Origin of the sequence: Pseudomonas sp. P42 (genome assembly GCF_017973755.1) — a bacterium.
GTDB classification, from domain to species: domain Bacteria; phylum Pseudomonadota; class Gammaproteobacteria; order Pseudomonadales; family Pseudomonadaceae; genus Aquipseudomonas; species Aquipseudomonas iridis.
This window is the reverse complement of the sequence record NZ_JACOPU010000003.1, coordinates 225,801-237,789: the sequence shown is the minus strand read 5'-3', so window position 1 is coordinate 237,789 and position 11,989 is coordinate 225,801. Positions and strand designations below refer to the sequence as shown.

At 58.9% G+C, this 11,989-nt stretch carries 13 protein-coding genes; 5 read left to right on the top strand and 8 right to left on the bottom strand.

Going from position 1 to position 11,989, the window contains the following annotated elements; genetic code table 11:
* Positions 1 to 203: 203 nt before the first annotated feature.
* Positions 204 to 638 (top strand): NINE protein, encoded by a 435-nt coding sequence (locus H8B20_RS10435; protein ID WP_150601974.1) that lies wholly within the window; start codon positions 204 to 206, stop codon positions 636 to 638.
* Between the two features lie 512 nt (positions 639 to 1,150).
* Here the strand turns inward: H8B20_RS10435 and H8B20_RS10430 are convergent.
* The 8 genes from H8B20_RS10430 to gshB all read right to left on the bottom strand — a co-directional run bounded on the left by H8B20_RS10430 (position 1,151) and on the right by gshB (position 8,162).
* Entirely contained in the window at positions 1,151 to 1,720 is a 570-nt protein-coding gene (locus H8B20_RS10430; RefSeq protein ID WP_210623093.1) for a lipid II-degrading bacteriocin, read from the bottom strand.
* 356 nt (positions 1,721 to 2,076) lie between these two features.
* Positions 2,077 to 3,348 (bottom strand): dihydroorotase, encoded by a 1,272-nt coding sequence (locus H8B20_RS10425; protein ID WP_210623092.1) that lies wholly within the window; start codon positions 3,346 to 3,348, stop codon positions 2,077 to 2,079.
* Positions 3,345 to 4,349, bottom strand: a complete 1,005-nt coding sequence (locus H8B20_RS10420; protein WP_007913665.1) for an aspartate carbamoyltransferase catalytic subunit — start codon at positions 4,347 to 4,349, stop codon at positions 3,345 to 3,347. The genes H8B20_RS10425 and H8B20_RS10420 overlap by 4 nt, the downstream gene beginning before the upstream one ends.
* A 27-nt stretch (positions 4,350 to 4,376) precedes the next feature.
* Positions 4,377 to 4,883, bottom strand: a complete 507-nt coding sequence (gene pyrR / locus H8B20_RS10415) for a bifunctional pyr operon transcriptional regulator/uracil phosphoribosyltransferase PyrR (protein ID WP_210623091.1) — start codon at positions 4,881 to 4,883, stop codon at positions 4,377 to 4,379.
* An 82-nt stretch (positions 4,884 to 4,965) separates the two neighbouring features.
* Positions 4,966 to 5,403, bottom strand: a complete 438-nt coding sequence (gene ruvX, locus H8B20_RS10410) for a Holliday junction resolvase RuvX (protein WP_042561537.1) — start codon at positions 5,401 to 5,403, stop codon at positions 4,966 to 4,968.
* The gene (locus H8B20_RS10405) at positions 5,403 to 5,975 is read right to left on the bottom strand and encodes a YqgE/AlgH family protein (RefSeq protein WP_210623090.1); all 573 of its coding nucleotides are present in this window, start codon (positions 5,973 to 5,975) and stop codon (positions 5,403 to 5,405) included. The genes ruvX and H8B20_RS10405 overlap by 1 nt, the downstream gene beginning before the upstream one ends.
* Before the next feature lie 193 nt (positions 5,976 to 6,168).
* Positions 6,169 to 7,065 carry an energy transducer TonB gene (locus H8B20_RS10400; RefSeq protein ID WP_210623089.1) on the bottom strand — a complete coding sequence of 299 codons (897 nt, stop codon included), beginning with the start codon at positions 7,063 to 7,065 and terminating at the stop codon, positions 6,169 to 6,171.
* Between the two features lie 125 nt (positions 7,066 to 7,190).
* Entirely contained in the window at positions 7,191 to 8,162 is a 972-nt protein-coding gene (gshB, locus tag H8B20_RS10395; protein ID WP_210623088.1) for a glutathione synthase, read from the bottom strand.
* Between the two features lie 225 nt (positions 8,163 to 8,387).
* Here gshB and pilG point away from each other — a divergent pair, with 225 nt between their 5' ends.
* The 4 genes from pilG to H8B20_RS10375 all read left to right on the top strand — a co-directional run bounded on the left by pilG (position 8,388) and on the right by H8B20_RS10375 (position 11,983).
* Complete coding sequence (gene pilG / locus H8B20_RS10390; protein ID WP_042561533.1) at positions 8,388 to 8,792, top strand: twitching motility response regulator PilG; 405 nt, start codon at positions 8,388 to 8,390, stop codon at positions 8,790 to 8,792.
* 60 nt (positions 8,793 to 8,852) lie between these two features.
* On the top strand, positions 8,853 to 9,218 hold the full coding sequence (gene pilH / locus H8B20_RS10385; RefSeq protein WP_042561532.1) for a twitching motility response regulator PilH: 366 nt from the start codon (positions 8,853 to 8,855) through the stop codon (positions 9,216 to 9,218).
* A gap of 10 nt (positions 9,219 to 9,228) precedes the next feature.
* Complete coding sequence (locus H8B20_RS10380; protein ID WP_150593608.1) at positions 9,229 to 9,768, top strand: chemotaxis protein CheW; 540 nt, start codon at positions 9,229 to 9,231, stop codon at positions 9,766 to 9,768.
* 154 nt (positions 9,769 to 9,922) lie between these two features.
* Entirely contained in the window at positions 9,923 to 11,983 is a 2,061-nt protein-coding gene (locus tag H8B20_RS10375; protein ID WP_210623087.1) for a methyl-accepting chemotaxis protein, read from the top strand.
* The last annotated feature ends 6 nt before the right edge of the window (positions 11,984 to 11,989 follow it).

The following is an 11,989-nucleotide window of genomic DNA, read 5'->3' as shown; positions in this document are numbered from 1 at the left end:
TTTGTGACTTCCGAGGCCGTTGGTCGATTCAAACGGGAGGCAACGGAACCAAATAAGCGGCAAATTGACGCGATTGTCGGACAGAGGTCCGGTGCTATAAGGCTTTCACGGTAGCGACGGTAACATTTGCCATACGTCGGCTACCTGTAAAAAAGTCACAAAGAATTCAAGAATATTTATCTATCGAGTGCATCGAGGTCTTCATGAACAGCTATCAGCTACCCCGTGTGAAGGAAAAAACCACCCACAGCAAAATCATCGGTTACCTGCTGTGGATTTTCGGATTTACCGGTGCCCACCGCTTTTATTACGGCAAGCCTGTGACCGGGACGATCTGGTTCTTCACCTTCGGTTTGCTGGGAATTGGCTGGCTGATCGACCTGTTTCTGATCCCGGCAATGGATCGCGAAGCAGATCTGCGCTTTGCCGACGGGCCGATCGAGTACAACGTGGCGTGGATTCTGCTGACGTTTCTCGGCGTGCTGGGCGTGCACCGGATGTACCAGGGCAAGTGGATCAGCGGCTTGTTGTACCTGCTGACCGGCGGGTTGTTCTTCATTGGCGTGCTGTATGACTTCTGGACACTGAACGATCAGGTCTCGGTGCGCAACGCACAGAATCGCGGCACCTTTCAGTAATTACTGGATGAGGGAGCTTGCTGGAAAGCCGCAGTGCCTGGCCAGCAAGCCTCTTGATGTGCGTTCGGTTTATTTCAATTGTGCGAGTGTCCTCAGTTGAAAATCCATGAATACGATCGTGCAAGCGCCATACAGAATTGAAATCACAGCATGGTCGGGTACCGCCCAGTAAATAGTTCTGTCCGCGAGAATCGATAGCGATGAAGCTGCAATCAAATATATTGGGATATTAATTAGTAAGCCTGTGTGGTTGCGGGTGGATTTATTTTTTAGGATCACTATTTGTATCATGTGTGCGAGTGTTAGAACTGCCCATGTGATTATTATTATGCTGATGGGTAGCCCAACTGAGTCCCGATCCATTTGATATTTGTTTAATTCCAGATTATTTATAATTGTGAATATGCCCGTGACAGATGTGATGGCTAAAAACAACGGGTAGACGTAGCTCGGATGTTTGTAGGTTCGATTCATTGGCATTTTCGTGATTAGCCTCTCAGGAATTCATCGTGTTACGGTGACGGATTATAGCCAACTCCGTTGAGTCGTATTTTTTGTTCGCCGAATATATCGATTTCATAGTGTGTTCCAGAAAATACTCTACCAGCTGTTGTTAATGTTTCAAGAGCGGTCGATCTGTTACTGGCGTCGAAGTCGTAGGTGTCAGCGTAGGCTTTGACGAAACCATCGAAAACCCAAGCGCCTTGATTGTCTCGAGTAAAGTTCCCTTCCATCTTCAACGTTATTCTTCCTAAGTACGCTCCCGTGACTTTACTGTCATTGATGGTTGCGTATGGGATCTTGGGGTCAGACAAGTAGTAGGTTCCAGCTTCTTTGGTGCTTCTGATGGTATTGGCCAATAAGGCATGGAATAAATCCATGTCTGCGGTGGATATTGTTGGCCCACCACTCAACGGAAGGGAATAGGTTTGACCTTCATTAGTAATGATGGCTTCTCCCGCTCCCTGCCAATCTGCAGTTGCATAGGTTCCCCACCTGAATCCCGTGTCGACCGTAAAGCCGCCAGAATTTCCAGTTGTGCCTCGTGTGACTATTGGGGGTAACGTAAGTGCGTTTTTCATTTGTTCATCCCTGTTTGTGTTTGTCATCCTTCTGATGGATCAATGTTAATTGCTGATCGATAATTTTTTATCTGGAAGCTTTGTAGGCTGTTTCTGATTAGGTTGAAGTTGTTTTCGCGAATTGCGGAGGGGGAGAATTTTCTTTCAGGCGAGTGCGATTTTTCTGACGTTTCTGGACTGGTATTTAGCGGAGATAATTTGAGGAGGGATATGGCTGTGCGGTCTTGCGATCTCGTGCAACTGCTTGTTGTGGGTAAGGTTGATTGAGTAAATCATCCTTTTAATTACGGTTTTGTATAGCCATTAGATGCAGCTCAATCGATCGCAGCCCCTCGCCGGGCTGCGATCTTTTGCTTTTAGGCCTGGTGGCTGATCCGCCCATCCACCAGCGTATAGCGAACCACACCCGGCAAGCTGTGACCCATGAACGGGCAGTTCTCGCCTCTCGACAGCCAGTGCTCACCGGCCACCGTCGATGCCTTCGGATCGAACAGTACGATATCCGCCGCACCGCCCACCGTCAGTTTGCCCGCCGGCAGGCGCAGTGCCTCGGCCGGGCCGGCGCTCAGGCGAGCCAGCAAGGTCGGCAGATCGAGCAAACCATCCTCAACCAGCGTCATCGCCAGCGGCAGCAGCAGTTCTACGCTGCTGATGCCCGGTTCAGTCGCGCCAAACGGTGCCAGTTTGGCGTCACGCTCATGGGGTTGGTGATGGCTGGAAATCGCCGAGATCACCCCCGACTTCACTGCTTCGCGCAGACCATCGCGGTCAGCGCGGGTGCGCAGCGGTGGCTGCACGTGATAGAGGCTGCTGAAGTCGATCAGCGCTTCGTCGGTCAGAATCAACTGATACAGCGCCACATCCGCCGTCACCTTCAAACCACGGGCCTGAGCCTGAGCGATCAGCGCAACACCGCGAGCACTGGTCAGTTGGCTGAAGTGCGCGCGCACGCCGGTCTGCTCGACCAGCAACAGGTCGTGAGCCAGCGCCACCGTTTCAGCGGTTTCCGGAATCCCCGGCAGGCCGAGGAAACTGGCCACCGCGCCTTCATGGGCCAGGCCACCTTCGGCCAGATCGTGATCCTGCGAGTTGAAGATCACCGTCAGGTCGAACGTCGCCGCGTAATCCAGCGCCCGGCACAGGGTGCGGGTGTTGCGGAAACTCTCCAGACCGTTGCCGAACGCCACACAACCGGCGTCGCGCAGGGCAACCAGCTCGGCGAGCTGCTCACCGTCCAGACCTTTGCTCAAGGCGCCAATCGGGAACACCTTGGTATTACCGGCCTCGCGGGCGCGGTCGAGGATCAGTTCGGCCACAGCGGAGGTGTCGAGCACCGGTTTGGTTTGCGGTGGGCAGCACAGGCTGGTCACACCGCCGGCCGCTGCGGCGCGGGTTTCGCTGGCGATTGAGCCTTTGCGGCTGTAGCCCGGCTCGCGCAGGGCGACGTTGAGGTCGACCAGGCCCGGAGCGGCCACCAGGCCTGTGGCATCAATGGTTTCCATCGCGCTGAAACCGGCCGGCGCCGCGCCGAGGGCGATGATCTTGCAGGCTTCAATGTGAATGTCGGTGATTTGATCCAGGTCACTGCTTGGATCGATGACGCGTGCGCCGAGAATGCTGAGCTTCACTGGGCGTTCTCCTGCTCGAATTGGCGCTGGGCAGTCTGCCCGCTCATGGCCATGGACAGCACGGCCATACGAATCGCGATGCCGTAGGTGACCTGATTGAGGATCACCGAGTGTGGGCCATCGGCCACCGCCGACTCGATTTCCACCCCACGGTTGATCGGCCCCGGGTGCATGACGATGCAATCGGGTTTGGCTCCGGCCAGGCGCGCGGTGGTCAGGCCGAACAGGCGATAGAACTCGCCTTCGCTCGGCAGCAGGCCGCCGGTCATGCGCTCACGTTGCAGGCGCAGCATAATCACCACGTCGACGTCTTTCAGGCCTTCGGTCATGTCGGTGTAGACCTTGACGCCGTATTGCTCGATGCCGATCGGCAGCAGGGTTTTCGGCGCGATCACGCGGATGTCCGGGCAGCCGAGGGTTTTCAGGGCGAGCATGTTCGAGCGCGCGACCCGCGAGTGCAGGATGTCGCCGACGATGGCCACCGAGAGGTTTTCGAAACCGCCCTTGTGCCGACGGATGGTCAGCATGTCGAGCATGCCTTGCGTCGGGTGCGCGTGACGGCCGTCGCCGCCGTTGATGATCGCCACCTGCGGGCAAACATGTTCGGCGATGAAGTGCGCAGCGCCGGAATCACCGTGGCGCACGACGAACATGTCGGCGGCCATGGCTTCCAGGTTGCGCAGGGTGTCGAGCAGGGTTTCACCTTTGCTTGCCGACGAGGTCGACACGTTCAGGGTGATCACGTCCGCCGACAGCCGCTGGGCGGCGAGTTCGAAGGTGGTGCGGGTGCGGGTGGAGTTTTCGAAGAACACGTTGCACACGGTCTTGCCGCGCAACAATGGGACTTTTTTCACCGCCCGGGCGCCGACTTCAAGGAACGAGTCGGCAGTGTCGAGGATTTCCGTCAACAACTCGCGGCGCAGACCGTCGAGCGAGAGGAAGTGGCGCAGCTGGCCCTGATCATTGAGCTGCAGCGGGCGCTTGGTATCTAGAGGCGTCATCGCGAGGGGGACTCTCAATAGGGCGGATTAAAGGGTGAAATCTTGCAGTTCGAGCCTCAGCGGCTCGGGACCGGACAGCTTCACGCGCTCGTGAGCGGCCAGCGACAGGGTCGCGCCGACCACGTTCGGGCGGATCGGCAGTTCGCCAGCTTCCAGGTCGAGCAGGCAGACCAGCGTCACGCTGGCCGGGCGACCGTAGTCGAACAATTCGTTCATGGCGGCGCGGATGGTGCGCCCGCTCATCAGCACGTCGTCGATCAGCACCAGATGCTGGCCTTCGATCTCGAAGGGCAGGGCAGACGGGCGAACTTGTGGGTGCAGGCCGTTCTGACTGAAGTCGTCGCGGTAGAAGGAAACATCCAGCGTGCCCAGCGGCGCGTCGCTGCCCAGTTCCTTGAGCAGCGCCTGCGCGACCCAGATGCCGCCGGTGCGGATACCGATGTAACGCGGTTCGCTGACGCCGCGTTGAGCAAGGTGCGCCTTGAGGCGGATCGCCATCTGGCTGATCAGATCGGCGGGATTGGGCAGACTCATGGTTGCTCCTTCTTCGACCCGAGCTCCATCCTGCCGGAGGTGGCTCGAGATTTTAGCCAAAAGAAAAGCGCCGTAGCGCTTGTCAGGATTCAAATAAAGCAGTGTTTTCATCGAGCCAGCCCTGCAACAGCAGAGCGGCAGCGATGGCGTCCACCGGGTTGTCGCGGTAACTGCCCTTCTGACCGCCACGTGCCAGGCGCTCGCCCTTGGCTTCGAACGTGGTCAGGCGTTCATCGTGGGTATAGAAGGGCAGGTTGTAGCGGCCGTTGAGGCGGCGGGCGAATTTCTCGGCGCGCACGCACATGTCGCTGGGTGTGCCGTCCATGTTCAACGGCAGGCCGACGACGACGGCGTCGGGTTTCCATTCCTTTATAAGCGCTTCGACCTGGTTCCAGTCAGGAACACCGTTCTGCGCTTTCAAGGTGCACAGCTCGCGGGCCTGGCCGGTGATCACCTGACCGACCGCTACGCCGATCTGTTTGGTGCCGTAGTCGAAGCCGAGAATCAGGCGCAGGGCCATCAGGCGTGCCCTGCCTGGCTGGTCAGCAGGTTGAGGTTGATCCCCAAGTGCTTGGCCGCCGCTTCCAGACGCAGTTCGCTGCGGGTGTTGAACAGGATGTCGGCGTCGTACGGGCAGGTCAGCCAGGCGTTGTCGGCCATTTCGGCCTCCAGTTGCCCGGCTTCCCAACCGGCGTAGCCCAGCGCGATCAGGCTTTTTTCCGGGCCCATGCCGTCAGCGATGGCGAACAGCACGTCCTGCGAGGTGGACAGTGCCAGGTCGCCCTCAAGCTCGGCGGTGGCCTGGAAGGTCTTGCCCGCCGGGTGCAGAACAAAACCACGATCGGTCTGTACCGGCCCGCCGATGAAGATCGGCACATGCTGGCAGAGGGCCGGCGGATCGATGTCCGGGCGCAATTGCTCGAGGATGTCAGCCAGATTCAGCTCTTGCGGTCGATTGACCACGATCCCCATGGCGCCATTGGCCGTGTGCTCGACGATGTAGGTCAAGGTATGGGCAAAGTTCGGGTCGGCCATGTGTGGCATGGCGATCAGGAATTGATGCTTGAGGTAGCTGGGGCTGACGTTTTTCATGTGCGCTAGTGTGGCGTTCAAGGGGCGAACTGACAAGCTGAGGATGTCTGGGAAATGCTGCAAAAGCCGTGAGCGATGCTGATCTTTGTGGGAGCGGGCTTGCCCGCGATGGCGTCGTGTCAGTCACGATCAATGCCGCATGTGCCGGCCCCATCGCGGGCAAGCCCGCTCCCACAGGGTTCTACGGTGTTCTTTAATTACTTGACAGCTTGTCGCCCCGGGCGAATTTCCAGGTGCGGATGATTTCCAGTCGGTCGATATCCGACAGATCCCCGGTAAACGGTGCAAACGGCGCCGCCAGTCGCACGATGCGCTGCGCGGCCTGATCCAGTAGCGGCTGGCCGGACGATTCCAGCACCAGCACTTCATACAGCGAGCCGTCGCGGTTGATCGACACCATCAGGCGCAAATTGCCGTAGATCTGCTTGCGCCGTGCTTCCTCGGGGTAGTTGAGGTTGCCGATACGTTCGACCTTCTTGCGCCAGTCGTCTTTGTACCAGGCACCCTTGTCGCGCATGGTCGAGGCAGCGCTCAAACGGTGGATTCGCGGGCGCTTGGCGTACAGCTGTTGTTCCTTGGCCAGCTCGGCTTCAAGGCTGGCGATGTCGCTGGACAGCTGCGAGCTGTCGAACGTCGGCGCGTCGACCGACGGTTTGACTTCGGTTTTGGTTTCTTCTTTCTTGGTCGGCGCCTTTTTCGGCGTCGGCGCAACAGTAGTCACGGCAGCCTTGGGCGCGGCTTGCACTTGCGGCTTGGCGGCCGGTGGCGGCGTGACTTTTTTGACCTGATTGTCCTGGAACGGCGCGATCTCGGTGGTCTTCGGCGTCGCCTTCTTGTCCAGCGTGCCGCTGCCTTCCTGATTTTCCTGAGCGAGAAAGTCAGCTTTTTCGGGCTTCTTTTCGCTCTTGAAGGTGGCGAGGGTAATTTCCAGGGTTTTGCTGATCTGTTTCGGCTCGACCATCGTGAAACCGACGCCGAGCAGCAGCGCCAAATGAATCAGCGCGGCGAGGAACAGGGTAAATCCGAGGCGATCGGCCGGGCGCACGCCACGATGGGCGAGTTCAGCGGGCAGATCGGACGGGAGGGTCATGACAGAAAAACCAACATCGCGTTTTTAAAGGCACGGCATGATAACGCAATGTTGGTTTTTAGCTGCAAGCTTCAAGCTGTAAGCGACAAGCTGCAGAGGAGCAGCTGCAAGTTTCGAGCTGGCCGTCAGGCTTGTGGCTTGCGGCTAGAAGCTTGCAGCTGCTTTTCAATAGCATCCATGAGCATCCCGCCAATGTCGGTGCCGAAAGCGTTGTCGATTTCACGGATGCAGGTCGGGCTGGTGACGTTGATTTCGGTCAGATGCTCGCCGATCACATCGAGGCCAACGAACAGCAGGCCTTTTTCACGCAAGGTCGGGCCGACTTGAGCAGCGATCCAGCGATCCTTGTCGGTCAACGGACGGGCTTCACCGCGGCCGCCAGCCGCCAGGTTGCCACGGGTTTCGCCCTGGGCCGGAATCCGTGCCAGGCAATAATCCACCGGCTCACCGTCGATCATCAGGATGCGCTTGTCGCCGTCCTTGATCGCCGGCAGATAGGCCTGGCCCATGATCTGCTGGCCGCCGAGGGCGGTCAGGGTTTCCAGAATCACCGACAGGTTCGGATCGCCAGCGCGGTGACGGAAGATCGAAGTGCCGCCCATGCCGTCCAGCGGTTTGAGGATGACGTCGCCGTGTTTCGCGGCAAATTCGCGCAACACATCGGCGCGGCGGCTGACCACGGTTGGCGGCGTGCACTGCGGGAACAGTGTGGCGAACAGCTTTTCGTTGCAGTCGCGCAGGCTCTGCGGCTTGTTGACCACCAGCACGCCAGCGGTTTCGGCCTGTTCAAGCAGGTAGGTGGAGTAAACGAACTCCATGTCGAACGGCGGATCCTTGCGCATCAGGATCACGTCCAGATCGCTCAGCAGGTTGTCCTGCTCGGCGTCCAGTTCGAACCATTTTTCCGGGTTGGCGAAGACTTTCAGCGGCTTCATGCGCGCCCGTGCCTGACCTTCACCTTGATACAGGTCGCGCTGTTCCATATAGAACAGTTCCCAGCCGCGCTTCTGCGCGGCCAGCAGCATGGCCAGCGAGCTATCCTTTTTATAGGAGATGCTGGCGATAGGGTCCATGACAATCCCGACGCGAACGCTCATTGGGTTTTCCTCGAAAATTGGCTACCGGATCGGTATGAAAAAAGTGCCGCCAGAGTGGCGCCGGCAGGGTTTTCGGTCAAGGGAAAACCCGTCGATAGATTGCATCTGGAGACTGTGCTAAAAAGGCTGCCATGCAGTGCCGGCCCTTGAACATCAAGGGTTTCCGGCCATTACTGATAGCAAAACGGACAATTTGATTCGCAAAGGCGACGGTAGAGCCCTCTTATGGAACAGCAGTCCAGCGCCTTGAAGGTCATGGTGATCGACGACTCGAAAACGATTCGCCGTACCGCCGAAACCTTGTTGAAGAATGTCGGTTGCGAAGTCATCACGGCAATCGACGGTTTCGACGCTTTGGCGAAGATCGCCGACAACCACCCCGGGATCATTTTCGTCGACATCATGATGCCGCGTCTGGATGGTTATCAGACCTGCGCTTTAATCAAGAACAACAATGCGTTCAAGGCCACGCCGGTGATCATGCTGTCGTCCCGGGACGGGTTGTTCGACAAGGCCAAGGGGCGGATTGTCGGCTCCGATCAATTTTTGACCAAACCGTTCAGCAAGGAAGAACTGCTCAGCGCGATCCAGGCCCATGTTCCGGGCTTCGCCGCCGTTTTGCCGCAGTAAGAAAAGCACTGAGACGCTCGGCCAACGGGCCGGGTGTCGACAAGAAAAATGGGGAAGACCATGGCACGTATCCTGATCGTCGATGATTCGCCGACTGAAATGTACAAACTGACCGGCATGCTCGAAAAGCACGGCCATCAAGTGCTCAAGGCCGAAAACGGCGCCGACGGCGTCGCACTGGCCCGTCAGGAAAAACCCGACGCGGTGCTGATGGACATCGTCATGCCCGGCCTCAATGGTTTTCAGGCGACTCGTCAGTTGACCAAGGATCCGGAAACCGGGCATATCCCGGTGATCATCATCACCACCAAGGATCAGGATACCGACAAGGTCTGGGGCACCCGCCAGGGCGCCAAGGATTACCTGACCAAGCCGGTCGACGAAGACACTCTGATCAAAACCCTGAACAACGTGCTGAACGGTTGATCGCGCAGCCATGAGCGAAACACTGACTGCGTTCGAACTGCTCTGGCAGATCGACCAGCGCTGCCGCTTGTTGGCGGCGGACCTGCCGTCGCAACCCGCGCGCCAGGATCGCTGGAGCGGTATCGGGTTTCGCCTCGGCGAACACTGGTATGTCGCGCCGATGGGCGAAGTCAGCGAGGTGCTGCACGAACCGCGCTTCACCCAATTGCCCGGAGTCAAACCGTGGGTCAAGGGTGTGGCCAACCTGCGTGGCCGCTTGCTGCCGATCATGGACCTGTGCGGTTTCTTCGGGCATGAACTGTCACCGCTACGCAAACAGCGGCGGGTATTGGTGGTCGAGCATGAGGAGGTGTTTGCCGGGTTGATGGTCGATGAAGTCATCGGCTTGCAGCACTTCGAACAAGACAGTTTTGAACCGCTGTCGATCAGCAAACGCCAGGGCTCGAAGGCCGAGTTCGTCAAAGGCTATTTCCGGCGCGAGCAGAACTGGCGGGTGTTCAGTTTGTTTGCGCTGGCCAGATCCCCGGTGTTCATGAGCGTAGCAATTTAGTCGAAACGCCACCCAACCCTGTGGGAGCGGGCTTGCCCGCGATGGCATCAGATCAGTCGCTATAGATGTCGGATGTGCCGGCCTCATCGCGGGCAAGCCCGCTCCCACAGGGTTTTCGGTGAGCTTCAAATGGCGCGGGAATAGGCGAGGACCGATGACAAAAGCAAAAACAGGCAAGTCAGCAGAGGGATCGCGCAGTCGCTCGCAGATCGTCGTGCTGTTCATTGCATTGATCGTGTTCATCATGCTGTTGTTCGCCAACTTCGCGTACCTCAACACCCAGGCGAATTACGATAAACAGTACATCGGCCATGCCGGTGAGCTGCGCGTGCTCTCGCAACGCATCGCCAAGAACGCCACCGAAGCCGCCGCCGGCAAGGCTGCCGCGTTCAAACTGCTGAGTGACGCCCGCAACGATTTCGCCCAGCGCTGGGGTTACCTGAAAAAAGGCGACCCGGCCACCGGCCTGCCGCCGGCGCCGTCCACCGTGCGCCCGGAAATGCGCGCCGTGCAGCTCGATTGGGAACGCCTGCTGAAAAACACCGACGCCATTCTTTCCAGCGAACAGACCGTGCTGTCGCTGCATCAGGTCGCCGCGACCCTGGCCGAAACCGTGCCGCAGTTGCAGATCGAATACGAAAAAGTCGTCGAAATCCTCCTCCAGCGCGGCGCCCCCGCAGCGCAAGTGGCGATGGCCCAGCGTCAATCGCTGTTGGCTGAACGCATCCTCGGGGCGGTCAACACCGTGCTCGCTGGCGACGAAAATTCGCAACAAGCCGCGGACGCCTTCGGCCGCGATGCCACGCGTTTCGGTCAGGTGCTCAATGGCATGCTCCAGGGCAACCCGGCGCTGAAAATCAGCCAGGTCGAAGACCGCGACGCCCGTGCTCGCCTGAGTGAAATCTCCGAGCTGTTCCAGTTCGTCTCCGGCTCTGTGGATGAAATCCTCGAAACCTCACCGGAGCTGTTCAAGGTCCGTGAGTCGGCCAGCAACATCTTCAGCCTCTCGCAAACCCTGCTCGACGAAGCCTCGCACCTGGCCAACGGTTTCGAAAACCTGGCCGGCGGGCGCAGCACCGACACCATCGGCGGCTACGTGCTCGGCTTGCTGGCGCTGGCCTCGATCATCCTCATCGGTCTGGTGATGGTGCGCGAGACCAATCGGCAACTGCGCGAAACGGCGGAAAAGAACGAGCGCAACCAGAACGCGATCATGCGTTTGCTCGATGAAATCGAAGATCTCGCCGATGGCGACCTGACCGTGACCGCTTCGGTGACCGAAGACTTCACCGGCACCATTGCCGACTCGATCAACTATTCCGTCGACCAACTGCGCGATCTGGTGGCGACCATCAACCTCACCGCCGGCCAGGTCGCCGCCGCTGTGCAGGAAACCCAGGCCACTGCCATGCATCTGGCCCAGGCCTCGGAACATCAGGCCCAGCAGATTTCTGAAGCGTCGACGGCGATCAGCGATATGGCCCAGTCCATCGATCAGGTGTCGGCCAACGCTGCCGAATCCTCGGCGGTGGCCGAGCGTTCCGTGGAAATCGCCAACAAGGGCAACGAGGTGGTGCACAACACCATCCACGGCATGGACAACATTCGTGAACAGATTCAGGACACCGCCAAACGCATCAAGCGTCTCGGTGAGTCGTCTCAGGAAATCGGCGACATCGTCAGCCTGATCGACGACATTGCCGACCAGACCAACATCCTCGCCCTCAACGCCGCCATTCAGGCGTCGATGGCCGGGGATGCCGGGCGCGGATTTGCCGTGGTCGCCGACGAAGTGCAGCGCTTGGCCGAGCGTTCATCTGCCGCTACACGCCAGATCGAAACCCTGGTGCGGGCGATTCAGACCGACACCAACGAAGCCGTCATTTCGATGGAACAGACCACCACCGAAGTGGTGCGCGGCGCGCGACTGGCGCAGGATGCCGGTGTGGCACTGGAAGAAATCGAAGGCGTATCCAAGACGCTCGCGGCGCTGATTCAAAGCATCTCCAACGCGGCGCAACAGCAGACGTCTTCGGCGGGGCAGATTTCCCTGACCATGAACGTGATCCAGCAGATCACGTCGCAGACGTCGTCCGGCTCCACGGCCACCGCCGAAAGCATCGGCAACCTGGCGAAAATGGCCGGTCAGTTGCGCCGTTCGGTGTCCGGTTTCACCTTGCCGGCGGCGTCCGCGTCGGCGACGGATAAAGTGTGATTGGAG